This is a genomic window from Sphingobium psychrophilum (genome assembly GCF_012927105.1).
Lineage (GTDB): Bacteria > Pseudomonadota > Alphaproteobacteria > Sphingomonadales > Sphingomonadaceae > Sphingobium > Sphingobium psychrophilum.
In genome coordinates, this window is sequence record NZ_JABBFV010000007.1 from 202,321 (window position 1) to 225,295 (window position 22,975).

Annotated in this window: 23 protein-coding genes; 12 read left to right on the forward strand and 11 right to left on the reverse strand. The window is 65.2% G+C overall.

Annotated features, from left to right (window positions below; all coding sequences use genetic code 11):
• Window positions 1-4 precede the first annotated feature (4 nt).
• Together HHL08_RS12145 and HHL08_RS12150 are read right to left on the reverse strand one after the other, a co-directional pair.
• On the reverse strand, window positions 5-694 hold the full coding sequence (locus HHL08_RS12145) for an anti-sigma factor family protein (protein WP_169573431.1): 690 nt from the start codon (window positions 692-694) through the stop codon (window positions 5-7).
• A complete protein-coding gene (locus tag HHL08_RS12150; protein ID WP_169573432.1) occupies window positions 691-1,179 on the reverse strand; it encodes an RNA polymerase sigma factor in 489 nt (162 codons plus the stop codon). The genes HHL08_RS12145 and HHL08_RS12150 overlap by 4 nt, the downstream gene beginning before the upstream one ends.
• An 88-nt stretch (window positions 1,180-1,267) precedes the next feature.
• Here HHL08_RS12150 and HHL08_RS12155 point away from each other — a divergent pair, with 88 nt between their 5' ends.
• Window positions 1,268-2,551, forward strand: coding sequence for a S8 family serine peptidase (locus HHL08_RS12155; RefSeq protein WP_169573433.1), 1,284 nt, complete (start codon window positions 1,268-1,270; stop codon window positions 2,549-2,551).
• Window positions 2,552-2,652: 101 nt separating this feature from the next.
• Window positions 2,653-3,321: a hypothetical protein gene (locus HHL08_RS12160; RefSeq protein WP_169573434.1), complete on the forward strand. Its 669-nt coding sequence runs from the start codon at window positions 2,653-2,655 to the stop codon at window positions 3,319-3,321.
• A gap of 117 nt (window positions 3,322-3,438) precedes the next feature.
• On the opposite strand, the gene HHL08_RS12165 is transcribed toward HHL08_RS12160, so the two are convergent.
• The 3 genes from HHL08_RS12165 to HHL08_RS12175 all read right to left on the reverse strand — a co-directional run bounded on the left by HHL08_RS12165 (window position 3,439) and on the right by HHL08_RS12175 (window position 6,194).
• Entirely contained in the window at window positions 3,439-4,131 is a 693-nt protein-coding gene (locus HHL08_RS12165; protein ID WP_169573435.1) for a pentapeptide repeat-containing protein, read from the reverse strand.
• A 155-nt stretch (window positions 4,132-4,286) separates the two neighbouring features.
• Window positions 4,287-4,994, reverse strand: coding sequence for a response regulator transcription factor CtrA (ctrA, locus tag HHL08_RS12170; protein WP_169573436.1), 708 nt, complete (start codon window positions 4,992-4,994; stop codon window positions 4,287-4,289).
• Between the two features lie 306 nt (window positions 4,995-5,300).
• Complete coding sequence (locus HHL08_RS12175; RefSeq protein WP_169573437.1) at window positions 5,301-6,194, reverse strand: LysR family transcriptional regulator; 894 nt, start codon at window positions 6,192-6,194, stop codon at window positions 5,301-5,303.
• A gap of 107 nt (window positions 6,195-6,301) precedes the next feature.
• Here HHL08_RS12175 and HHL08_RS12180 point away from each other — a divergent pair, with 107 nt between their 5' ends.
• Window positions 6,302-7,021, forward strand: coding sequence for a pirin family protein (locus HHL08_RS12180; RefSeq protein ID WP_169573438.1), 720 nt, complete (start codon window positions 6,302-6,304; stop codon window positions 7,019-7,021).
• Between the two features lie 100 nt (window positions 7,022-7,121).
• A complete protein-coding gene (gene wrbA, locus HHL08_RS12185) occupies window positions 7,122-7,721 on the forward strand; it encodes an NAD(P)H:quinone oxidoreductase (RefSeq protein WP_169573439.1) in 600 nt (199 codons plus the stop codon).
• 132 nt (window positions 7,722-7,853) lie between these two features.
• Here the strand turns inward: wrbA and HHL08_RS12190 are convergent, their stop codons facing one another.
• Window positions 7,854-8,060: a hypothetical protein gene (locus HHL08_RS12190; RefSeq protein ID WP_200928275.1), complete on the reverse strand. Its 207-nt coding sequence runs from the start codon at window positions 8,058-8,060 to the stop codon at window positions 7,854-7,856.
• A 210-nt stretch (window positions 8,061-8,270) separates the two neighbouring features.
• Between HHL08_RS12190 and HHL08_RS12195 the strand changes: the two genes are divergently transcribed.
• Entirely contained in the window at window positions 8,271-8,756 is a 486-nt protein-coding gene (locus HHL08_RS12195; protein ID WP_169573440.1) for a hypothetical protein, read from the forward strand.
• On the opposite strand, the gene HHL08_RS12200 is transcribed toward HHL08_RS12195, so the two are convergent.
• Window positions 8,753-9,712 (reverse strand): acyltransferase family protein, encoded by a 960-nt coding sequence (locus tag HHL08_RS12200; RefSeq protein ID WP_169573481.1) that lies wholly within the window; start codon window positions 9,710-9,712, stop codon window positions 8,753-8,755. The two genes, HHL08_RS12195 and HHL08_RS12200, sit on opposite strands and share 4 nt — an antisense overlap.
• A 74-nt stretch (window positions 9,713-9,786) precedes the next feature.
• Between HHL08_RS12200 and HHL08_RS12205 the strand changes: the two genes are divergently transcribed.
• From HHL08_RS12205 to HHL08_RS12225, 5 genes are all read left to right on the forward strand, one after another.
• Window positions 9,787-10,476, forward strand: coding sequence for an RluA family pseudouridine synthase (locus HHL08_RS12205; protein WP_169573441.1), 690 nt, complete (start codon window positions 9,787-9,789; stop codon window positions 10,474-10,476).
• Window positions 10,463-10,867, forward strand: a complete 405-nt coding sequence (gene arfB, locus HHL08_RS12210) for an alternative ribosome rescue aminoacyl-tRNA hydrolase ArfB (protein WP_169573442.1) — start codon at window positions 10,463-10,465, stop codon at window positions 10,865-10,867. Before HHL08_RS12205 ends, arfB begins: the two co-directional genes overlap by 14 nt.
• Before the next feature lie 132 nt (window positions 10,868-10,999).
• Window positions 11,000-12,199: a glycosyltransferase family 87 protein gene (locus HHL08_RS12215; RefSeq protein ID WP_169573443.1), complete on the forward strand. Its 1,200-nt coding sequence runs from the start codon at window positions 11,000-11,002 to the stop codon at window positions 12,197-12,199.
• Between the two features lie 42 nt (window positions 12,200-12,241).
• Window positions 12,242-12,724 carry a GAF domain-containing protein gene (locus HHL08_RS12220; protein ID WP_169573444.1) on the forward strand — a complete coding sequence of 161 codons (483 nt, stop codon included), beginning with the start codon at window positions 12,242-12,244 and terminating at the stop codon, window positions 12,722-12,724.
• A 176-nt stretch (window positions 12,725-12,900) separates the two neighbouring features.
• On the forward strand, window positions 12,901-14,004 hold the full coding sequence (locus HHL08_RS12225; protein WP_169573445.1) for an RcnB family protein: 1,104 nt from the start codon (window positions 12,901-12,903) through the stop codon (window positions 14,002-14,004).
• A 57-nt stretch (window positions 14,005-14,061) separates the two neighbouring features.
• Here the strand turns inward: HHL08_RS12225 and HHL08_RS12230 are convergent, their stop codons facing one another.
• The 3 genes from HHL08_RS12230 to HHL08_RS12240 form a co-directional block, all read right to left on the reverse strand.
• Window positions 14,062-16,596, reverse strand: coding sequence for a sensor domain-containing protein (locus HHL08_RS12230; RefSeq protein WP_169573446.1), 2,535 nt, complete (start codon window positions 16,594-16,596; stop codon window positions 14,062-14,064).
• 133 nt (window positions 16,597-16,729) lie between these two features.
• On the reverse strand, window positions 16,730-17,548 hold the full coding sequence (locus HHL08_RS12235; protein ID WP_169573447.1) for an arginyltransferase: 819 nt from the start codon (window positions 17,546-17,548) through the stop codon (window positions 16,730-16,732).
• 115 nt (window positions 17,549-17,663) lie between these two features.
• A complete protein-coding gene (locus HHL08_RS12240; protein WP_169573448.1) occupies window positions 17,664-18,911 on the reverse strand; it encodes a threonine ammonia-lyase in 1,248 nt (415 codons plus the stop codon).
• 95 nt (window positions 18,912-19,006) lie between these two features.
• Between HHL08_RS12240 and HHL08_RS12245 the strand changes: the two genes are divergently transcribed.
• Window positions 19,007-19,876 (forward strand): NAD(P)-dependent oxidoreductase, encoded by an 870-nt coding sequence (locus HHL08_RS12245; protein ID WP_169573449.1) that lies wholly within the window; start codon window positions 19,007-19,009, stop codon window positions 19,874-19,876.
• On the forward strand, window positions 19,873-21,573 hold the full coding sequence (locus HHL08_RS12250; RefSeq protein ID WP_169573450.1) for an amidohydrolase: 1,701 nt from the start codon (window positions 19,873-19,875) through the stop codon (window positions 21,571-21,573). Before HHL08_RS12245 ends, HHL08_RS12250 begins: the two co-directional genes overlap by 4 nt.
• Before the next feature lie 271 nt (window positions 21,574-21,844).
• On the opposite strand, the gene HHL08_RS12255 is transcribed toward HHL08_RS12250, so the two are convergent.
• Complete coding sequence (locus HHL08_RS12255; protein ID WP_169573451.1) at window positions 21,845-22,975, reverse strand: glycosyltransferase; 1,131 nt, start codon at window positions 22,973-22,975, stop codon at window positions 21,845-21,847.

A 22,975-nucleotide genomic window follows, 5' to 3' on the forward strand; every position in this document is an offset into this window, starting at 1 on the left:
AATGTTATCGCCACCCCTTTGCCTGCGCCGCCTTCTCTCGGTCGGCATCTGCCAGCGCGCCGTCGATCAGCGCGTCCACTGTCGCCATGACGCGCGCGTCGGCGGAGGACGCCTGGCGATAGGCGGTGTTTTGGCCTGCCCCTGGCAAAGCCTGCTGCACCTGCCAGCCTTCGCCCTCGTGGCAGGCGACGCCCGCGATGGCGCCATCGAAGCTGCGGCACCATCCGCCGCCCTTGCGCTGGAAGGTGAGGCCGATGCGGATCGGTCCGTCGGCCTGCGTTGACGCCAACTGGCCATCGAGCGCGGTCGCGAGCGCGCCCTGCGCCACCATCACGCCGTCCCGCGTCCCGATCGATCCCGGCTCCGTGCCCGACAGGCGGCCGAGGCCCAGCCCCAGCACCAGGCTGGCCGCAATCGCGCCGCCCATCGCCCAGTTTCGCCAGCGGGGCGCTGTTCGCACCAGCGGCGTCACCGTCGCGCTTTCCTCCAGTACCGCGCGCAAGCGGTCGGGCACCGGCTCCTGCGCCACCGGTGCATAATGGCCCGCCAGCCGAGCGCGCAGCGAGCGATGCTGCGTCAGCCGCGCGGCCAGGGCCGGATCGGCGGCCACGGCCCGTTCCACCCGACGCCGGTTTACCTCGTCCAGTTCGCCATCGACCAGCGCGATCAGCATGGCTTCGTCTATGTCCGTCATGCCGCCTCTCCCATCAGTTCCAACAATGCGCCGCGCCCGCGCACCAGCCGCGAGGTCAATGTGCCCATCGGCACGCCTAGCACCGCCGCGGCTTCCTTGTAGGACAGCCCCTCTACCAGCACGAGCGCGATCGCCTCGCGCTGCTCCTGCGGCAAGGCCTGCATCGCCCGATCGACGTCAGACAGCATCATATGCGCCTCCACATCACGGTCGCCTGCATGGCCGACATGCGCGCCCGCCTCTTCGGGGGCGAAGGTATGGGCCGCGCGCTGGCGGGCGCGGGCCTCGTCGATCCACAGGTTGCGCATGATCCGATACATCCAGCTGTCCAGACGGGTGCCTGGCTGCCACTGGTCGCGCGCCTTCAAGCCACGCTCCAGCGCCGCCTGGCACAGGTCGTCGCCATCGGCGCGGTCCCGCGACAGGCTGGCGGCAAAACGCCGCAGCCGGGGCAGGATCGCCAGCAGGTCGCGTTCGAACGACATCAGCACTCCGTCACTGGTTCGAAGGATGAAACGCGCCAGCCCATCCGTTTCATCCCGCAGACAGAAGGCCGATGGACATTTTTTCGCAATGGTTGATTTTGCAGGTGAGAGGATCGGTGACACGGACATGAAACTGACGCGCCCCTGGATGATCGCGGGGATGATCCTGATCGCGCCATCCGCTACCCAGGCGCAGTTGCTGCCCGGTGGCGGCGGGCTGGGCGCAGTGGGTCAGGTGGTGCCCGATGTGCTGGATCGCGTCGGCGGCGCGGTCGATGCGGCCGACCTTGACCGGCTGTCGCCCGCGCGCCTAGCCGACCGGCTGGCCGCGGCGCGCGCCGCCCGGATCACCGACCTGTTGCGCCGCCATGGCGACCGGATCGAGCTGGACGACCGGCGCGAACCGGCGCGGCGCGGCGTCATTCTCCTCACCGACCCGGACGACGCCACGCTCGATGCGTTGCGCGCGGCCGGCTATGGCGTGGACGGCGAGAGCGTGGAAGGCATCGACCTAGCCGTCGCCCGCCTGACGCCGCCCAGGGGCCGCAGCCTGGCCAGGGCGATCCGCGACGTGCGCCGGATCGCCCCGCGCGCGCAGGCCAGCGCGGACAATCTCTATTTCCCCAGCGGTGCGGCGCTGCCACTGGCCGCCACCGCATTGGCGAGCGGGGGGCGGATCGATGGGCGCATCGCCGGGCTGATCGACGGCGGCGTGGCGCGGCATCCCGCGCTTAGCGGGCCGATCGAACAGCGCGGCTTCGCGCAGGGCGCGCCGCGCGCCAGCGGCCATGGCACCGCCGTTGCCTCGCTCATCAGCGGCGACGGGGTGGTGCAGGGCGGAGCGCCCGGCGCGGCGCTGCTGATCGCCGACGTTTATGGCGACGATCCGGCAGGGGGTGGCGCTTTCGCCATCGTCCGCGCGCTGGGATGGATGGCGGCGCGTGGCGTGCGCGTGGTGACCGTCAGCCTGGTCGGCCCGGCCAATCCGCTGCTCGACGGCGCGGTTCGACTGGCGCGGGACAAGGGCGTAACCCTGGTCTCGGCAGTCGGCAATGACGGCCCGGCCGCTCCGCCCGCCTATCCCGCCTCCTACCCAGGCGTCATCGCCGTCACCGGGATCGACGGGCGCGGCCGGCCCCTGCCCGAAGCGGGCCGGGCGCTTCATGTCGATTTTGCTGCACCCGGCGCGGACATGCAGGCGGCGACGACGCAGGGCGGCAAGGGCGCGGTGCGCGGCACCAGCTTCGCCGCGCCGCTGGTCGCGGGCCGGTTGCTAATGCGCGGCGGGATCGCCGCGCTGCGCGCCGAAGCGACCCCACCTGCTAAAGGCAAGACGCCGGTCATCTGCGCGGATTGCAGAAATAATGAATGATTTTCAGTAACTTGTTATTTTTCTTGGGCCGCAGGGATTAAAGCGGACGCCGCTCCCGTTCTCCTTTCATCGCATCGATATGCACATGAAGGAGACGAGTGATGAAAACCAAGTTCCTGATCGCGACCGCCTGCCTGGCCGCCTTGACGGCGGCCCCTGCCTCGGCCCAGCTTCTGGGCGGCGGCGGCCTGGGCGGATCGCTGGGCGGTGCCCTGGGTGGCGCAGGCAGCGGGGTCGGCGGTTCGCTGGGTGGCACACTTGATGGCGCAGGCAGCCTGGATCGTAGCGTCGATCTCGACAATGGCCGCGTCGGCGCCAGCGGATCAAGCCGCAGCCGCGCCGATGGCTCGGCGACCGGATCGGCGACCCGCAAAGGCAAGAGCCGCAGCGGCAGCGCATCGGGCTCGGCCGGTGGATCGGCCAGCGGCGGCCTGGCGGTCGATACGCTCGGCACCAGCGACGCGCGCAACGCCGTCGGCAGCGTGCGGGATCGGGCGACCGACACCACCACCGCCGCGCGTGATCGAGCCGCTACGACCGTCGCCAACAGCCGCGATCGGGCCGGCGCAGCGGTAAACGCGACCCGCGACCGCGCATCCGGCGTGGCCAGCGGCGCGGGATCGGCGGCTGGCAACGCAGCGGGCCAGGCGACAGGCGCAATCGACAACGCCGCGTCGATCGATGCCAGCGGCCAGCTTTCAGGTCAGGCGAGCGGCCAGGGATCGGCGAGCCGTAGCACCACCACCACACCGGATCAGGCGGACGATTGACCCCGCACGGGGCGTGATATGGACGGCGGTCAAGTTCCACGCCGCCGCCCGACGCCCCACCGCCTGACGAACGGGCCGGCAGCCTTTAAGGCCGCTGGCCCGTTCAACTTTGCTGATTCAGCGCACGTTCAAGCCCAATTCGCCCAGCAGTTGGCCCGCTTGCTCCCGCGAAATCGTCGCGCCGCGAAACAGCCCGGCATTGATCAGTCGCAGTCCGCCGATATCCGCGCCGCGCAAATCCGCGCCGTCGAAGCGGCACCCGTCCAGCGCCGCGTCGCGCAGGCTGCATCCATCGAACAACGTGCCGCGAAAATCGCATTTGGCGAGATCCGCCTGGCTGAAATCGACCGCGGTCAGCACCTGCTTGCGAAAGGAAAAGCCCGGCAGACGCGCGTTGACCAGCAATGTCTCGGCAAATTGCACGTCCAGCGCGCTCGCTTCGGACAGGTCCGCGCCGGTCAGCTTGCACCGTTCTAACTTGGCGCCGAACAGCTTCGCCCGCCGCAGCACGCCATTGTTGAGATCGCAGGCAAGAAATTCCGCCTCGCGCAGGTCCGCGCCGGTCAATTGCACGAAGCCGCCGCGACAGGATTGCCAGCGCGTCCCGTCCAGTTTCGCGCCGGTGAAATCGGTGCGGCGCACCTGGCAGCGTTCGAAGATCCAGCGCGACAGGTCCAGCCCCGATAGATCGGCCTCGTCCAGGTCGCAATCGATCAGGTGATGCGGCAAGCCCTTTTTCGCCAGCGGCGCTATGTCGGCCCGGCCCAGCGTCTGTTCACTCAAGGATCGATCGGCAAACAGGTCATCCATGACCCCGCCTTAACCGCAAGCGGCAGGATGATCCACGGTGCAACGATAAAAATGCGATCAAAAAGAGAACATCGCCCTGCAAGCAGCGCCGGGCACGGAAAAGGCCGGCGTCCTTTCGAACCCCGGCCTTTCCACCCCCGTTAACCTTTATCGGATCAGGCGACCTTGGCCTGCTCCTCGACAATCTCATCAGGATCGCGCAGCACATAGCCGCGGCCCCACACCGTTTCGATATAATTGTCGCCGCTGCACGCCAGCGCCAGCTTCTTGCGCAGCTTGCAGATGAACACGTCGATGATCTTGAGTTCAGGTTCGTCCATGCCGCCATACAGGTGGTTCAGGAACATTTCCTTGGTCAGCGTCGTGCCCTTGCGGAGCGAGAGCAGCTCCAGCATCGCATATTCCTTGCCCGTCAGGTGAACGCGGTTGCCGTCCACTTCCACCGTCTTGGCGTCCAGGTTGACGGCCAGCTTGCCGGTGCGGATGACCGACTGGCTATGCCCCTTTGACCGGCGCACAACGGCATGGATGCGGGCGATCAGCTCTTCGCGATGGAAGGGCTTGGTCACATAATCGTCGGCGCCGAAGCCGAAGGAACGGACCTTGCTGTCCATCTCCGCAATGCCCGACAGGATCAGCACCGGGGTCTGCACCTTAGCCGCCCGCAACTTTTTCAGCACGTCATAGCCATGCATATCGGGCAGGTTCAGGTCCAGGCAGATGATATCGTAATCATACAGCTTGCCCAGATCGAGGCCCTCTTCGCCCAGGTCGGTCGTGTAGACATTGAAGCCTTCGGTCGTGAGCATAAGCTCGATCGCCTTGGCGGTGGTCGGTTCGTCCTCGATCAGCAGCACGCGCATGTGAAGCCCCTTGTTGTCACCTTTCGGCCAATCCCGCCGATGGATCGCAGTCCCGTTCACCCACCAGAACGGCTTCTGCTCCAAATCATTAACCAAAAAACTTCTGAAGGACAAAGGTTAATTTTTCGCTAACCGGCAGGAATCCGCGAGTCGCGCCAAAACGAATCTCTTTACAAAGGGTTGAGGCCGAAACGGTGCGCCCGGAGTCAATATGGATTCACCTGCGAAACGACGCATATATGCGTCCAAACGCCCATCGCCATGAATCCATGACGGGAAATTTTCGGCCGGGCCTTGCGCGTCGGGTTAACAGCCGTGATGCTTCGTCAGATAGTCCAGCAGCGCCTCGACCCGTGCCGGGCGCAGGCGCGACGGCGGCGTAACGAGATGCAGGCCGAAGGGCGCCGGCCGCCAATCGACCAATATTTCCTCCACCTCGCCCTTCGCCAGCGCGTCGCCGATGATGAAGTCCGGCAGCCGCGCGATGCCCACGCCCATGCGCAGCGCAGGCAGCATCGCCTCCCCGCTGTTCACGGTGATGCGGCTGCGCACCTGCACCACCACATTTTGCTGTCCCGGCCCGGAAAAGCGCCACACATCGGGCGCCGCGACGTTGGAGTAGCAGAGGCAGTCGTGGCTGCCCAGGTCGGTGGGATGTTGCGGCCGCCCCCGTTCGTCCAGATAGGCGGGCGAGGCAATGACATGCATTGTCACGTCCGCCAACCGACGCGCGCGCAGCGAACTGTCGGGCATGTCGGCGATGCGGATGGTCGCGTCCAGCCCCATGTCGACGATGTCGATCTGCGCATCGGACAGATGCAGGTCGACATCGACCAAGGGATGTTCCTTGGTGAATTGCGCCACCAGCGGCGCGACGCGGAGCAGGCCGAAGGTCATCGGCGCGCCCAGCCGCACCACGCCGGACAGTTCCGCGGTTTCATCGCGCGCGGCTTCCTCCGCCGCCTGCCCCTCCGCCAGAATCCGATGCGCATGGTCGGCCAGCCGCTTGCCGCTCTCGGTCAACGCCAGGCGACGGCTGGTGCGGTTGAACAGGCTGGTGTCCAGATGCTCCTCCAGCCGCGTCACCGCCTTGGACACGGTCGCCTTCGATACGCTGAGCGCCTTGGCCGCATCGGTGAAGCTGCGATGTTCGACCACGGCGGCGAACATGGCCCATGCCTCGAAATCAGGTAGTCGCATCGGGAAACAATCCGTTTCAAAGCTGCCGGTTTAAGAAACGATCCTGATAGCTAGATTGTCGGAAAGCAAGCGGAAGCCTCCGCCTCCGCAACGAAAGGCACATGCAGATGAGCACCACCACAACGAGCCGCATAGAGCGCCGCCCGTTCGCGTCGCTCGGCCATGCCGACCATGGCTGGCTGAACGCGCGCCATCATTTTTCCTTCGCCGATTATCATGCCGAAGACCGCATGCACTGGGGCGCGATCAGGGTGTGGAACGATGACGAAATCGGCCCCCGCTCCGGTTTCCCGCCGCATCCGCATGCCGACATGGAAATCATCACCTATGTCCGCACCGGCGCGATCACGCATAAGGACAGCCTCGGCAACCAGGGTCGCACCGAAGCTGGCGACGTGCAGGTCATGTCGGCGGGTACCGGCATCCGCCACGCCGAATATAATCTGGAGGATGAAACCACCACCCTGTTCCAGATCTGGGTCATCCCCCGCACCCGCGGCGGGCAGCCCAGTTGGGGGGCGAAGCCTTTCCCGAAGGACGATCGCTCCGGCAAGCTGGTGGTTTTGGCCAGCGGCTATGACGATGACAAGGAAGCGCTGCGCATCCGCGCCGATGCCCGCTTGCTGGGCGGCACGGTCCGGGCCGGCGACAGCGTGACCTATGATGCCGCGGAGGGCCGCCACCTTTATCTGGTTCCCGCAACGGGCCGGATCGAGATTGACGGCCAGCCCTTCGAAGCCCGCGACGGCGCGGCAATCCTGGGCGGCGCGCCGATCACCATCACCGCGATCGAGGACGCCGAAATCGTCCTTGTGGACAGCATCTGACCCCTTCGGCCCGTCCGCTCCCCCTCGGACGGGCCGGGTCGCCTGCATCCCCCTCATGCAGGCGGCCACCCTTTTCCCCACCCTTTCAAGGAGATACATCATGGCTAAGGTATTGGTTCTCTATTATTCCTCCTACGGTCATATCGAGACGATGGCGAAGGCCATGGCCGAAGGCGCCACCGCCGCCGGGGCGCAGGTCGACATCCGCCGCGTGCCCGAAACCGCGCCGCTCGAAGTCGCCAAGAACGCCCATTTCAAGCTGGACCAGGACGCGCCGATCGCGACCGTCGCCGAACTGGCCGATTACGACGCGATCATCGTGGGCACCGGCACGCGCTTTGGCCGCATGTCCAGCCAGATGGCGGCGTTCCTTGACCAGGCCGGTGGCCTGTGGGCGCGCGGCGCATTGAACGGCAAGGTCGGCGGTGCCTTCACCTCGACCGCCAGCCAGCATGGTGGGCAGGAAGTGACGCTCTTTTCGATCATCACCAACCTGCTGCATTTCGGCATGACCATCGTGGGCCTGGACTATGGATTTGCCGGTCAAAGCGGCGTGGACAAGGTACGCGGCGGATCGCCCTATGGCGCGACCACGCTGGCCGATGGCGACGGCAGCCGCCAGCCCAGCGAAGAGGAACTGGACGGTGCCCGCTACCAGGGCCGCCGCATCGCGGAAACCGCGATCAAACTGCACGGCTGATCGCCTTTCACGCCGTCTGTAGAGGCGGCGTAGCAAGAGCCCTTGGGTCGCATCAAGGCTTGAATTACACCGTAAGGGGCTGGCGCATCGGGACTATGCGCCAGCCCCTTTTCGTGAGATCGGGCGGCCCGCCTATCCCGGCGTCTTGGGCGTCACCCAGACCTCAACGGGCGTGATGAACTTGCCCGGCGCGGGCTTGCCGACGACGACGCGGTCCGCCGTGACCAATTCGCCATTTTCAAGATTCAGCGACACCCATGGCTTGGGCATACGCTCAAACTTCATTTTCTGGATGGGCTGGCCCGTGGCCGTGTTCATGATTGTGGCAATGACTGACATAGGGGCCGCCCGCTAGCGGGCGATGCGCCCTCCTGTCCAGCGCTTCGCGACGAAAAATTCCGACGAAATCGACGGTTGCGCCGTCTACGTCGTGCGCAGCACGGCAAGCGGCGGCGTCAGCATTGACGCTTAACGCCGTGCCAACCCTTTTCGTTGACGGCATGGCAGGCCCCATGACGGATAAGAACGGAGGGGACGGGAGATTATTTAATGGTCGGCATCATCAATGCGACGGGCGCAAGCTCGGCGTGGGGACAGATCAAGAAGACGCTGGACACCGTCGTCCAGACGGTCATTCCGCCTGCGACGAGCACCACTCCGACACCTGTTCCAACCCCAACCCCAACGCCGGCTCCGGTCGAACCCGTCGCATCGACGCCCACGCCGCAGCCCGTTGTTGCGACCCCGACCGCATCTGAACCCCTGACCTACAGCGCGCCATCCTCCGGCCCGCGCCAGGTGACCGCCGCGACAGCCGCCCCCACCCCCGACGCGACCCTGACCGATCGGCTGAGCGACGCGGGCTATTACGCCTCCCCCCAAGCGGCCGCCGTCGCCGATCCGGTCGCCACCGCGCAGGCATCGACGGAGGACAAGGCATCGCTGACCCAGGCGCAACTCATTGCCCAGGCCGCCTACGCCATCGTTGCCCGCGCGGGTGCCGACGATCGCATGTCTTTGATTCAGGACGGCTAATTCAGCCAGCGGCTGACGGTCGGCGACAGACGGATCAGCCGGTCTATCGCGAACGGGATCAGCAGCGCTGCCAGCAACAGCCATAGCTTGCCCATATAGGGGGCGAGATAGTGGATGACGGCGACATGGCAGTACATAATGACCAGCGACGCCCGCCCAACCGCCGCGACTGGTCCGGCAAAGGGCACGACCAGGGCCGAGAGACGGAACAGCAGCAGCGCGGTGGCGATGGCCGAGGCGATTGAAAGCAGCGGCCAGCCATAGTCGGCGACCTTCATGTTAAGCGTCGGCGCCACGCCCGCCAGCCCGACCAAGGCCAATGCCCCCAGCGGCGCGACCATCCAGCCCCGCCACCGCACCCGCAGCCAGACCGCCCCCACCCACAGCAGGACGAACGCCATCGGCACGCTCAGCAGCCCCAGCGGCGACGCCTGCGTCCACCAGCCCAGCGCGTAGGCCAGAACCAGAACGGGAGGCAGGAGAAAGGCCCAGCGCCGGTCCAGCACATCGGGCCAGCGGCGGAGCGCGACGTTGAACAGGATGCGCGCCATCATCAGGCAGGGCACGAACCAGAAGATGGTATAAGGCCCGCGCAACCAGAAGCCGCCCAGCAGGATCGGCGCAAGATCCTGCGGCCATTGGTGAAAGATGGGCCGACCGCCTTTCAGCGGCTCGATGATCTGGTCGATCAGGATCAGCAACGCCAGGAAGAGGACATAGGGCCGCATCTGGCCGACCAGTTGCCGCCGCGTGAACGCGCCGACATCATGGGGCCGCGACAGCATCCCCGACAGCAGGAAGAAGAGCGGCATATGGAAACTATACAGGGCGTCGCGAAGCGGCCCGCGGGTCCAGACATGGCCGACCACCACCGCCAACATGCCCAATCCGCGTGCGACATCGACCCAGTCCAGCCGAAATTGCGCCTGACGCCGATCATGCCCCCTGTATTCCATCGCCTCCACCGCCTATAGGAAGCCGCGCGCGCGTCAATTCCCCTACCCTTCTTGTTCCGATCGGATTCTCTTCCTTGGCCCTGCTTACCGACCATGTGCTGTTCATCGATGGCGAAGCCCTCATCCTCGACAAGCCCGCGGGCCTGCCGGTGGATGCGCCGCGTGACGGCTCCATGGCGCTCGAAAATCATCTCGCCTCGCTGACATTCGGTTTCCAGCGCTGGCCGCTGCCGGTTCACCGGCTGGATCGAGACACCAGCGGCTGCCTGCTGCTGGCCCGCAATCCCAAGGCGCACAAGCGCTTCGCCGCCGCATTTGAGGCGGGGACGGTGGTCAAACGCTATGTCGCCGTGATCGAAGGGGTGCCCACGGAGGATGAAGGCACGATCGAACTGGCGCTTTCGAAGGTCAGCACCGCTGAAGAGGGCTGGCGCATGATCCCGGCCAAGGCGGGGAAGAACGCCATCACTCATTGGCGCAAGGTGGCGGAACAGGATGGCCGATCGCTGATCGCCTTCTCCCCCCAGACCGGGCGCACCCACCAGATCCGCGTCCATGCGCTTCACGGCCTTGGCTTCGGCATTGTCGGCGATCCGGTCTATGGCAACGGAGAGGGCGCCCAAAACACCGCCATGCTGCTGCACAGCCGTTTCCTGAGCATGCCGCGCGGGGACAAGCCTGCGGCGGAAGCCACGGCCGCCCTGCCCGCGACCTTCGCTGCAGCGGGCTTCGGCCAGGATTTGCTGGACGATGCCGGACTTTGAGATTCCCGGCGACGCGCTGGAGGAGCGCTTCATCACCGGCGGCGGGCCGGGCGGGCAGAATGTCAACAAGGTGGCGACGAGCGTTCAGTTGCGCGTGGACCTGTTCAAGCTGGCCCTGCCCCCCTACGCCTATCGCAAGCTGAAGGAACTGGCCGGATCACGCCTGACCTCCGGCAACGAGATCGTCATCCAGGCGTCCCGCTTTCGCACGCAGGAGGCGAACCGGCAGGACGCGCGCGATCGGCTGAACGAAATGATCGCCAAGGCGCTAGTCCGCGACGCCCGCCGCATCGCTACCAAGCCGGGCAAGGCCGCCAAGGCGCGGCGCACCGACGCCAAGAAAGCGCGCGGCACGATCAAGCAGGGCCGTGGGAAGGTTCAGCTGGACTGATAGGCCCGTCACAGCCTGCCAGACGAATTCCTTGAGACTATCGAAGCGCGCGCATCGTCAAGCCTTTACCAATTAACCATATTTGTCCCTTATCAGTCGCATTGCCGTCAAAGGCCCGATTTAGAGGATGACATGCCCACGCATTCGCCAGCTTCATCCCTTCGTAGACCGCTGAATTGGGCGTTATGGCTTAGCGCCACCCTTCTGGGCGTGGTGATCATCGGGTCCGACATCCTGCAACTGGACGGGGTCAGGCTGACGGAATCGCGGCTCGTCATTGGGCGGGATTTCCTCAACGTCTGGAGCGGCGGCCGACTGGCCCTGACCGGCCAGCTGGACCGCCTCTACGACTATGCCGCCTATATGTCCTGGCAGACGGCGATATTCGGTCCGCTCGATTCCTATAATTACTCCTATCCGCCGCAAAGCCTGTTCCTTGCCATCCCGTTCGGCGCGTTGCCCTATCTCCCGGCATTGATCCTATGGACCTTGGCGGGCGCTGGCTTTTTCCTCTGGGCCGCGCGTAGCTACATGCCTGCGCAGCTTCCCCTGGCGGCCGCCATTGCTACGCCCGCAGCCATCATCAACCTATGGTGGGGACATTATGGCTTCATCATCGGCGGCTTATGGCTGCTCTTCTTCCGGCATATCGATCCCGCGCCGCGCAAGGCGGGGATCATCGCCGGCCTGCTCACGGTTAAACCACATCTTGGCCTGTTTATCGCGTTGACCCTGCTCCACCGGCGAACTCTCCCAGCCATTCTGATCGCGCTTGCTGTCGCCGGTGCGCTAGCCGTGCTGAGCGGGCTTGCCTTCGGATTCGACCTGTGGCGTCAATGGCTGGTCGAAACATCCGCCCTGCAAGCGCGCATCATGAATGCAAGCGGCGAAAAATTCTATTTCTTCATGATGCCATCAGCTTATGTCGCCCTTCGCGGGTTCCCGATCATGCTGGCGACCGGTGTGCAATGCGCCTTTGCGGCTGCTGCCATGGGGCTGGCGTGGCAGGCGCGAAACGCCCATCCCAAACAACTGGCCTTCATCAGCGCATCGGCGACCGCCATCATGATGCCCTATATTTTCAACTATGATCTAACGGTCGCCAGCCTGGGCTTTGCGATATTGTTATACGGCCGTTGGGCGGAATTAGCGCGATGGGAGCGGATCGCGACATGGTTCGCTTTTGCTTCGCCCCTGCTGGTCATGGCCTATAATCCGATCGCGCCGATATCGCTGCTCGCCGGCTTGATCGTGCAGGTGCGCCATGCCCATGGCCGCGCCGGCCCGCAGTTGTGCAAACACTTTTTGTCCAGCGCCATCGGAGCGGCCTGATCCAGACTGGTCGCGACCGAACGGCACGCCTATATCGGCACCATGTATGATTTTTCCGCCAGCGCCGCCGACAAGCCCACCCTCTATGCCGACCTGCTTTCCGCCGCCGATGCGCTGACCGCGTCGGAGCCGGACCCGATCGCCAACATGGCCAACCTGTCGGCCCTGCTCTGGCAATTCCTGCCTGATCTCAACTGGGCGGGCTTCTACCGCATGGTGGAGGATGAACTGGTCCTTGGCCCCTTCCAGGGCAAGCCCGCCTGTATCCGCATCCCGGTCGGCCGCGGCGTATGCGGGGCGGCGGCGGCGACCCGCGAAACCCAGCTGGTGGAGGATGTCCACGCCTTTCCCGGCCACATCGCCTGCGACGCGGCCAGCGCGTCCGAAATCGTGGTTCCGGTCCTGCATGATGGGCGGCTGATCGGCGTGATCGATCTCGACAGCCCGCTGCCCGCACGCTTCGACTCGGATGATGCCAAGGGGCTGGAGGCGCTGGCAGCGCGGATCGCGGCGCGCATTTCCTGATCGGTTAACCCTGTTTCTTGACGGCACCGCGCAGCAGCGCCCCTTTCCGCCCCGTTTCGGGACAGGATTTGATGGCCTGGATCATGGATAGCGGCGGATCAGCATGCTAAACCGCGTGTTAGTATTTTAGGCTGCGCATCCGGTTGGCGCGCCGTGCAAAACAGGGAGTGTTAACCATGCGGACTCCAACCCTATGGCTTCTGGGGGCGAGCATTGCGCTGGCCGGCGTAGCGACGCCGGCGATCGCGGGCGGCGCGAACGCGCCACGCCCCGGCGGGTCGATGCCGCACACCGGACCCCGTCCCGGCATGCACATGCCGCGTCCTGGCGGGGGCTGGAACGGCAACTGGAATAAGGGCGGCCATCGCTGGGGACAGCGTCATAACGGCCGCTGGTCTGCCGGTTGGCGCGCGCCGGGCGGCTGGGGCGGCTATCAGCGTCCCGCCTATGGCTATGTCCTGCCGCGTTATTGGGTCAGCCCCAGCTATTATATCGGCAATTACGGTGCCTATGGCCTGCCTGCGCCGGCCTATGGCTATGGCTGGTCGCGCTATTATGACGATGCGGTGATGACCGACCGTTATGGCCGTGTCTACGACCATCGCAGCGGTGTCGACTGGGGTCGCTACGAAGGCGGCTATGGTCCCGATGATGACGGCTATTATGACGAACCGCGCCGCGACAATGGCGTGGGCGGCGCTGCGATCGGCGCGGTCGTGGGCGGCGTAGCGGGTAACCGCATCGCGGGACGCGGCAACCGCACCGCAGGCACGCTGATCGGCGCCGGCGTTGGCGCCGTCGCGGGCCTGGCGATCGACAAGGCGGAAGACGGGCCGCGCCGCAACGCGCCGCCCCCGCCGCGTCGTCCGGGCGTGGGCTACGACGATGGCTATGGCTATTCCGACGACAGCGTCACTGTTCGGAATGACTATGGCCAGAATGACTATGAAGGCCGCTGGACCGGCACCTGGACCACTGACGACGGGCGGCAGGTGAGCGGCTCCTATGATGGTCGGTTCGAGGGCGAAGTGCGCGGCGCTGGCGTAGATTATGATGCGCCGACCTATGCCGGCGCGCCCCATTGGTCGACGGGTCAGGGTCCAATAGTGCAGCAGGGCGGCGGCTATATTGCGGGCGGATATTATTATCCCGCGCCGGTAGTAACCACCGTGACGATCAACCCTGCCGTCACGACGACGACCACGACGACCAGCTATGTCACCGAACGGGTGCGCCAGCCGGTACGCCGCAGGGCCGTGCGCAGCTGCCGCTGCAAATAAGCGTTCGTCCGGCGAGTCACGACGCCGGACCGGGGCCGGGCCGCGCAGGCCCGGCCCCTACTTATGTCCGCCGAACTGCGGGGGGCTGAACATATCGACCGGTTGCGGCCGGCCAAGATGGAAACCTTGCCCCACGACGCAGCCCTGGTTGAGCAGAAAATCGACTTGGGACGCTGTTTCGACCCCTTCGGCGACCACCTCCATGCCGAAACTGCCGCCCAGTTTGACGATGGCGTCGACAATCGCCGCATCGCCTGCATCCTGTTCGATATTGCTGACGAAGCTACGATCGATCTTCAGCACATCGACCGGATATTGCTTCAAATGGGTGAGTGAGGCGAAGCCGGTGCCGAAATCATCGAGCGCCACCCTGACGCCCGCGTCCGCGAATTGCCGCAAGGCATGGGCGACCTGTCCTGCACCACGGCCCAGAAACACGCTTTCGGTCACTTCGATCTCGAAATGGGCGGTGGGGATGGCGGACTGGTCCAACAGGCCCAGCACCCGATTGGCGAAATCGCCGCTGGCGAAATCGGCCGCCGATGCGTTGATCGCGACCCGCCCCGGATCGAACCCGGCCTGTAGCCAGCGCTGGACGTCGCCCAGCACGGCGTCGAGCATCTGCCCGGTCAGGGCCACCGCAATCTCGGCATGGTCGAAGGCCGCGGCGATGGTGCCAGGCAGTTGCACGCCCATGCGTGGATGATGCCAGCGCAGCAACGCCTCATAGCCGAGCACATGCCCGCTGCGCATATCGATACGCGGCTGATAATAGGGTGTGGCAAGGCGATCGGCGACCACCTGTCGCGCCATGCGGATCATCGAGCCGCGCTGCTGCGCCTCGGATCGCAGGCTCGACTGGAAGAGCGTCAGCCGCCCGCGCCCTGCCCCCTTCGACGCATAAAGCGCCAGGTCGGCCGCCTTGAGCAGATCGTCGGCCCGCTCGGCATGTTCGCCGAGCACCGCCCCGCCAATGCTGACGCCGCAATCGAGCGAACGCCCCTGGTGGACATGGGGCATGCGCATATTGTCGATCAAGGCAGCGCTGAACCGCTCCAACGCCGCGCTATCGCTCAATGACGCCGCAGCGAGGCCAAATTCATCGCCGCCCAACCGGCCCAGCACGGCATCGGGCGGCGCAACCGACGCCAATCGCTCGGCAAAGGCGCACAATAATGCGTCGCCCGCATCATGCCCCATCGAGTCGTTGGTGCGCTTGAGGTCATCGATATCGAACAGCAGCAGACCAAAATTCTTGCCATCAACCTGCGCTCGCGCCGCCATTTCCTCCAGCGTCGCCTGCCACAGCGCCCGGTTGGGCAGACGGGTCATCGGATCATGGGTGGCGGCCCAGCGGATACGCTCTTCGGCGTCATGCTCTTCGGTTATATCCCGGAAGGTGACGACGATGCGCAACGCCCGCCCGGCGGCCGATCGCGTCGTCCAACCCGTGCTGCGAAACCAGCGGAGCGCGCCATTATCGGCGCGGTGGACGCGCAACGTCGATTCGAAATGCGGCGGAACCGCGCCGGCCGCGACGGCGTCCAGCATCACCCGCAGCCGTTCGCGATCGTCCGGGTGGACCAGTCTCAGCGCGATGTCGGTGGTTGCGGGGTGATCTTCATCCAGCCCCAGCATGCTGCGAAATTCATCAGACCAGGTGCGAATGCCGGTGACGCAATCAAAATCCCATATGCCAAGACGCGCTGACTGCACGGCTAGGCGGAATCGTTCCTCGCTGTCGCTCAACGCATTTTGCGCCATGCGTTCGGCATGGACGTCTTCCAACGTCCCGTACCAGCGTAGCACCGATCCTCGGGCATCGCGGCGCGCCGATGCGCGTGCGCGCATCCAGCGATAGTCCCCGCAGCGCAGGCGGATGCGATAATCGACATCGACCGGCGCGCCACTGGCCAAATGACCGCGCCAGATCGCCACCACTCGTTCCATGTCGTCGGGGTGCAACGCACCCAGCCAGCCGGTGCCCAGCGCGCGATGCGGCGCCATCCCCGTCAGATCGAACCAGCGCGGCCCCACTTCCTGAATGTCGCCATCCGGCCCGGCCGTCCATGGCACCTGCGGGCTGAGTTCGACCGAGGACCGATAATGTTCGCGACTTTCGGCCAGCGCTGCGGCCAGCGCACGCGAATCGCGATCATGCCGTTCATGCACATCCTCGACCGTGCCATACCATTGCGCCTGCCGTCCGGGCAGCGGCACCCGCATCATGCGGATCATGCACCAGCGATCCTGCCCATCCGTACAGCGTAATGGCAGGGTCAGTGGCTGGGGCCGTTCGCTGGCGCGGGCCGCGTCCAGCAGGGTACGCCGGTCTTTTGCCGCCAGCAACGCGCGCCAGCCAAGGCCGGTCGGGTCCGCCGCGAATCGGGGAAGAAAGCGGCTGCTCTCCCGCTCGACCGCCATCAACCGCCCGCGATGATCGGCCACCCAGCGCAGCAGCGGCGGCGAAACCCGATCGAAAACCGGCGAAAACAAAAGGTCATTGCGCTGCAGGAATGATCCGTGCGCGAGCCTGTCGTCGCCAGGTATCAACCAGGCGTCATGAAACCGGCGATCAGCGAAACGGTCCACAAGCCGACCCCGATGCGATGGTGCTCTTCCCGCGCATCGCAACAATTTAGCGCAGAAGATTAAACAAATTCGCTAAAGCCGGGCGATATCCCAACCATTATCGACTTTATCGAATTTCAGCCGATCTTACCGCTTATTTGCGGAACATGCCCACCAGTTCGACAGGCAGCGGCGGCTCGTCACGCTGCTGCGCGCCACGAATGGCCTGCGCCTGCTCATGCGGGTCAAAACGCACCCAGCCGCTTCGGCTGAGTTTTTCCAGCGGGCGATAGCGGATCTTATATTGCATCCGCTGCGACCCATCGACCCAATAGCCGAGATAGACATAGGGCAGCCCGGCGCTTGCCGCGCGCGTGATGTGATCCAGAATGATATAATTGCCCAGGCCCGGCCGATGCTCCAGCTGCGTGTCGAAGAAGCTGTAGATCATCGACAGGCCGTCACCCTGTCGGTCGGTCAGGCAGGCACCGATCAGCTTGCCGGGGCGGCCATCGACGCTCGGTTCGCGATATTCGATGATATAGCTGTCGACCGGCGTCTGCTCAACCATGTCGGAGAAGTCCATCTCGTCCATCTCGGTCATGCCGCCGCCGGGATGACGATCGACCAGATAGCGCTGGAGCAGCGCGAACTGCTCCTCGGTGGACCAGGGCTTGCAGGCGGTGACCTGTAGGTCGCTGTTACGACGGATCAGCTTGCGCTGAGTCGCATTGGGCTGAAATTCATGGGCGCAGACGCGCACCGATACGCAAGCGGAGCAATCCGCGCAGCTTGGCCGGTAAGCGACATTCTGGCTGCGGCGAAAGCCGATTCGGCCCAGCGCGTCGTTCAGCTCCGTCGCATTGTCCCCGTTCAGCTCGGTGAACACCTTCCGCTCGCTCTTGCCCGGCAGATAAGGGCAAGGGCTGGGATTGGTGACGAAGAAACGAGGGAAACGGAAGGCGGCAGTCACGCTCCAGGCTTCCTTTCATGGCGGCGGCGGACGTCAGTCATGTTTTTGACTATGCCGCCACCTTGCCGCTCTGAAAAGGGCGTTTACCACGAAAAATTGCGGCCTCTTCCCGCCGTCACGCCACCTCGATCGGCGCGACCTCATAACCGGCCTCGCCCAGCGCCGCGATCAGGCGTTGCAGGTGCGCGCGATCGCGCGTTTCGCACTCAACGTCCAGGCTCAGCCCCTTGGCCGGCAGGTTGGTGAAGATGCGCTGATGCGCCAGTTCGAGGATGTTGACCGCTTCCTGATCGAAGATGCGGGCGACATGGAACAGCGCGCCGGGACGGTCTTGCAGGATGATCCGCAAGCGCGCCAAACGACCAGACCGGGCCAGGTCGCGCAGCAGCACATTGGCGAGCAGGCGCGTGTCGATATTGCCGCCGGTCAGCACCAGCCCGACATTGCGCCCCGCAAATTTCTCGCGATAGGTCAGCAGCGCAGCGAGGCCTGCGGCGCCCGCGCCCTCCACCACGGTCTTTTCGATCTGCAATAACAGGCTGAGCGCCTCTTCGAGCCGCCGCTCGGTCACCAGCAGCACATCGTCGGCCAGCCGCTCCACGAAGCGGCGGGTCAGTTCGCCGGGCTGCTTGACGGCAATGCCCTCCGCCAGCGTATCGCCATCACAGGCCAAGTCCGCGCCCTTGATGAAGTCGTACATCGACGGATACAGCTCCGCCTGCACGCCATAAAGCTGGATGTCCGGCTTCATTGCCCGCGCCGCGGTCGCCATGCCCGAAAACAGGCCGCCGCCGCCGATCGGGATGATCAGCGTGTCGATCTGTGGCGCATCCTCCAGCATTTCCAGTGCGACCGTGCCCTGCCCAGCCATGATGTCGGGTTCGTCAAAGGGGTGGACGAAAGTCAGCCCCTGCTCCACCTCCAGCAACCGCGCATGGGCGTAGGCGTCGTCGAATTTCTCGCCATATTGCACCACGGTCGCGCCATGGCCCTTGGTCTGGGTCACCTTCACCGTGGGCGTGGTCGTGGGCATGACGATGGTGACGGGCACGCCCAGCCGCTTGCCATGATAGGCCAGGCCCTGGGCATGATTGCCCGCGGACGCCGCGATCACGCCCTTCGCCTTGGCCGCATCATCCAGCTGGATCAGGCGATTGAGGGCGCCGCGCTCCTTATAGGCGGCGGTGAACTGGAGGTTTTCGAACTTCAGATAGACGTTGCAGCCCAGCATATTCGACAGCGTCTGGCTGATCAGCGTCGGCGTCTTGACGATCGAACCGGCAATCCGGGTGCGAGCGGCAAGTATGTCATCGACGGTGACGGGCAGCGGCAGGGCGCTTTCGATCTTGGCGAGCGTGTTCATGGGCTGGCCCCTAAACGAAAATTGCGGGTTAAGAAACTGGCACTGTCGCAAAACTGGCCCTATGGCAGGGCGCACGCATAAATTGTACGAGGCATATGGCTAATATCGCGTTTATCGGCCTGGGCGTCATGGGCGGCCCTGTTGCAGGGCACCTGGCCAAGGCGGGGCACAGCCTCACCGTTTACAATCGCTCCATCGGCAAGGCGAAGAGCTGGGCGGAAGCCTATGGCGGCGCTGTCGCCATCAGCCCGGCCAAGGCCGCGGAGGACGCGGACATCGTCATCAGTTGCGTCGGCAATGACGATGATCTGTCACAAATCACGCTGGGGCGCGACGGCGCTTTCCGCTCGATGAAGGAAGGCAGCCTGTTCATCGACCATACCACCGTGTCGGCACGGATCGCGCGGCAGTTGTTCGTCGAGGGCGAGAGTCGCGGCATCCACAGCGTCGATGCGCCGGTGTCGGGTGGTCAGGCGGGGGCCGAAAACGGCAAGCTGTCCATCATGTGCGGCGGCAGCGAGCCGGCGGTGGCGGCGGCGAAGCTGGTGATGCAGGCCTATGCCGCGCGCATCGTGCATGTCGGCGGCGCAGGCGCGGGCCAGACCACCAAGATGGTGAACCAAATCTGCATCGGCGGCGTGTTGCAGGGCCTGTCGGAAGCGCTGCGCTTCGCCCAGGCGGCCGAACTCGACCTGGACATGGTGTTCGAGGCGATTTCGGGCGGTGCGGCGCAAAGCTGGCAGATGGACAATCGGTGGAAGACGATGGCGCAAGACAGTTTCGACTTCGGCTTTGCGGTTGACTGGATGCGCAAGGATCTGGGCCTGGCGTTGGAGGAGGCGCGCGCGAACGGCGCGACCCTTCCGGTGACGGCGATGGTCGATCAATTCTACGCCGACGTGCAGGCGTTGGGCGGCAACCGTCAGGACACCAGCGCGCTGGTGCGCCGGATTACCCGCGCATGAAGGCGATATATCTTGCGGCCATCGCCGCTCTCGCTCTTCCCCTCCCCGCTTATGCCAGCGGCGTGGTCGATAACGTCAACGGCATCGCGCTCGACCCCAGCGGAAAGGTGGTGCGCTTTGGCGCGCTGCTGATCGACGATGACGGCAAGGTCGAAAAGCTGCTGCCCGGCCGCTATCAGGAACCGGAATATAAGCCCAAGAAGCCGAAAAAAGGCCAACCCTGGCCCGAACGCCCCAAAGCGCCCAGTTTCAAGCTGGATGGCGGCGGCAAGACGCTGATCCCCGGCCTGATCGATGCGCATGGGCATGTGATGGGCTATGGCCTGTCGCTCATCACCCTCGACCTGTCGGACACGCGGTCGCTGGCGGAAGCGCAGGCGAAGATTCGTGCTTATGCGCAGGCCAATGTGGGCCGCAAATGGATCATCGGCACTGGCTGGAACCAGGAACAATGGGGCCTGGGCCGTTTTCCCACCGCCGCCGAACTGGACGCGGCGGTCGGCGATATTCCGGTCTGGCTGGAACGGATCGACGGCCATGCCGGCTGGGCCAACAGCGCGGCGATCCGCGCGGCGGGCATTACGCCCGCGACCAAGGCGCCGATGGGCGGCCGGATCGAGATGGCGGGCGGCAAACCGGCCGGCGTCTTTGTCGACAAGGCGATGGACCTGATCCAGAAAATCACCCCGCCGCCCGCGCCCAAGGACCGCGACATCGCGCTGGAAAAGGCGCAGCGCGCGCTGCTGGCCGTGGGCATCACCGGCATTGCCGACATGGGCACCAGCATCGACGACTGGCAGGCGTTTCGCCGCTCCGCCGATCGCGGCGCGCTGCGCGTGCGGATCATGTCCTACGCCTATGGCATCGACAATATGGTGCTGATCGCCGGGCCGGAACCGACGCCCTGGCTCTATGACGATCATCTCCGCATGGGCGGCGTGAAGCTGCTGCTCGACGGCGCGCTGGGATCGCGCGGGGCATGGCTGCGCGCCGATTACGCCGATGCGCCGGGCCAGCGCGGTCTGCCGATGATCCCCGACACGCAGTTGCGCAATTTCATGAGCCGCGCGGCGATGGATAATTTCCAGGTCGCCGTCCATGCCATCGGCGACGCGGCCAATCATGAAGTACTGAACGCGATCGAGGAACTGAACGACACCTATAAGGGCGACCGGCGTTGGCGCGTCGAACATGCGCAGATCGTGACGCCCAGCGACCTGCCGCGCTTCGGGCAGCTAGGCGCGATCGCGTCGATGCAGCCGGTCCATGAAGCGTCGGACTGGCGCATGGCGACGGCGCGGCTGGGCGAAGCCCGGCTGAACGGTGCCTATGCGTGGAAAGCCATGCTGGACAACAAGGTGCCACTCGCCTTCGGCTCCGACGTGCCGGTGGAAAGCCCCAACCCTTTCGCCGGCATCGCCGTGGCCATGAGCCGCGAGGATGGCAAGAGCGAACCGGCGGGCGGCTGGATACCCGATCAGCGCATCGGCTTCGACGCCGCGCTGGACGGTTTCACGCGCCAGGCCGCCTATGCCGGTTTCGCCGACAAGAAATTCGGCAGCCTGGTCCCCGGCCAGCGCGCCGACTTCCTGCTGATCGACCGCGACATTTCGGCGGCGCGCCCCGCAGACATCCGCCAGACCCAGGTGCTGGAAACCTGGATCGGCGGCAAGCGGGTCTATGTGAAGGGGCAATAGCGCGGCGCTCTGTGCCGCTCTGATCTAGATCCGTTCGTGCTGAGTAGGGTCTGAGCGAAGTCGAAGACCCGTATCGAAGCATCAGACGCTGAGCGCGATCCTTCGATACGCCATTTCGACTTCGCTCAATGGCTACTCAGGATGAACGGAGTTGAGCTAGAGCGATTTCTAATCAGATGGAATCATCTGATGACTCGGAAATCGCGTAAAACCAATAATCTAGAGCGGTCGATCCGATGCAATCGGATCGACCGCTCTAGCGTCGCGCCGCTTAACGAGACTGGGCGGGGTTCCAGACGGTGACGGTGCGCCCCGTCATCGCCTTGGCCACGCCTTGCAGGGTCGCGGCATAGGCGATCAGCACATCGACCAGCGCGGCGAAGGGACCGCTCTTCGCCCGCACGCCGATCCACAGCAGCAGCGCGACACACAGCGCCCCCGCCAGATACAGCGACGGCGACATCCGCATCGCCAGCGCGCCGGCCGCAACCGCGCCGACCAGGATGAACAGCCCACCGAACCAGCGCACGATCTTGCGCGACGCATATTTGAAGCGGTCGACCGCCGCCATCCGCTGCAACTGCGGGCGCAGATGGGCGTGGGTATGCCAGGCGCGCGCGGCGATCCGCACCTTGCGCCGATATTCGTCTTTGCGTGCGGTCACTAGGCGTTCGCGGGCGATCACATCCTTCGCCTTGACCAGGCGCTTGCCCGCGAACACCACCGCCATCGACACGGTCAGGTCATCCAGCACGCTGTCGGGGAAATCGGGATAGAGGCTACGCCGGATCGAGAAGATGGAGCCATCCGCGCCCAGCACATTGCCGGTGCGCGATTCCTCGTCCTTCAACCGCTCCTCGATCCGCCAGTAGAGCGAGCCGACCGAGGCGGTCGCGCTGTCTTCCGCGCCGATATAATATAGCGACCCCAGCACGCCGCCGACTTCGCTGTCGGCATAGCGGGCGAGCAGGCGCTCCACCGCTTCGCCGTCCAGCAGAACATTGGCGTCGGTGAAGATCAGTACCTCGCCCCGCGCGCGGGCGGCCAGTTGCTTCATGCCATACGCCTTGCCGCTGCGCCCCGGCCCGCGCAGCAACGTCACCAGATCGCCTTGCGCAGCAATCAGGTCGCCGGTGCCGTCGGACGAACCATCATCGAAGGCGAGGATTTCAAGCGCCGGATGACGCTGTTTGAGCATCGCCAGATTGGCGAGTTTCTCCGGCATCGCCCCCGCCTCATTATAGGCGCAGAACAGCAGGGAGGCGGTGGGAGGCGGGCCATCGACCGGCGCTTCCGGCACGGTCGGCAGCGCGCGCAGGAGCAGCGGGTAGAACAGGAACGGCCACGCCACCGCGATCAGGCAAAGCAGTAGGACGGTGCCAAGGATCAGGTTCGTCGCCAC

Bases quoted from the DNA above. Each gene is read 5' to 3' on its own strand.
- HHL08_RS12145 (WP_169573431.1), bottom strand. From the start codon at position 694: ATGACGGACATAGACGAAGCCATGCTGATCGCGCTGGTCGATGGCGAA.
- HHL08_RS12150 (WP_169573432.1), bottom strand. From the start codon at position 1,179: ATGTCGTTCGAACGCGACCTGCTGGCGATCCTGCCCCGGCTGCGGCGT.
- HHL08_RS12155 (WP_169573433.1), top strand. From the start codon at position 1,268: ATGGTTGATTTTGCAGGTGAGAGGATCGGTGACACGGACATGAAACTG.
- HHL08_RS12160 (WP_169573434.1), top strand. From the start codon at position 2,653: ATGAAAACCAAGTTCCTGATCGCGACCGCCTGCCTGGCCGCCTTGACG.
- HHL08_RS12165 (WP_169573435.1), bottom strand. From the start codon at position 4,131: ATGGATGACCTGTTTGCCGATCGATCCTTGAGTGAACAGACGCTGGGC.
- ctrA (WP_169573436.1), bottom strand. From the start codon at position 4,994: ATGCGCGTGCTGCTGATCGAGGACGAACCGACCACCGCCAAGGCGATC.
- HHL08_RS12175 (WP_169573437.1), bottom strand. From the start codon at position 6,194: ATGCGACTACCTGATTTCGAGGCATGGGCCATGTTCGCCGCCGTGGTC.
- HHL08_RS12180 (WP_169573438.1), top strand. From the start codon at position 6,302: ATGAGCACCACCACAACGAGCCGCATAGAGCGCCGCCCGTTCGCGTCG.
- wrbA (WP_169573439.1), top strand. From the start codon at position 7,122: ATGGCTAAGGTATTGGTTCTCTATTATTCCTCCTACGGTCATATCGAG.
- HHL08_RS12190 (WP_200928275.1), bottom strand. From the start codon at position 8,060: ATGTCAGTCATTGCCACAATCATGAACACGGCCACGGGCCAGCCCATC.
- HHL08_RS12195 (WP_169573440.1), top strand. From the start codon at position 8,271: ATGGTCGGCATCATCAATGCGACGGGCGCAAGCTCGGCGTGGGGACAG.
- HHL08_RS12200 (WP_169573481.1), bottom strand. From the start codon at position 9,712: ATGGAATACAGGGGGCATGATCGGCGTCAGGCGCAATTTCGGCTGGAC.
- arfB (WP_169573442.1), top strand. From the start codon at position 10,463: ATGCCGGACTTTGAGATTCCCGGCGACGCGCTGGAGGAGCGCTTCATC.
- HHL08_RS12215 (WP_169573443.1), top strand. From the start codon at position 11,000: ATGCCCACGCATTCGCCAGCTTCATCCCTTCGTAGACCGCTGAATTGG.
- HHL08_RS12220 (WP_169573444.1), top strand. From the start codon at position 12,242: ATGTATGATTTTTCCGCCAGCGCCGCCGACAAGCCCACCCTCTATGCC.
- HHL08_RS12225 (WP_169573445.1), top strand. From the start codon at position 12,901: ATGCGGACTCCAACCCTATGGCTTCTGGGGGCGAGCATTGCGCTGGCC.
- HHL08_RS12240 (WP_169573448.1), bottom strand. From the start codon at position 18,911: ATGAACACGCTCGCCAAGATCGAAAGCGCCCTGCCGCTGCCCGTCACC.
- HHL08_RS12245 (WP_169573449.1), top strand. From the start codon at position 19,007: ATGGCTAATATCGCGTTTATCGGCCTGGGCGTCATGGGCGGCCCTGTT.
- HHL08_RS12250 (WP_169573450.1), top strand. From the start codon at position 19,873: ATGAAGGCGATATATCTTGCGGCCATCGCCGCTCTCGCTCTTCCCCTC.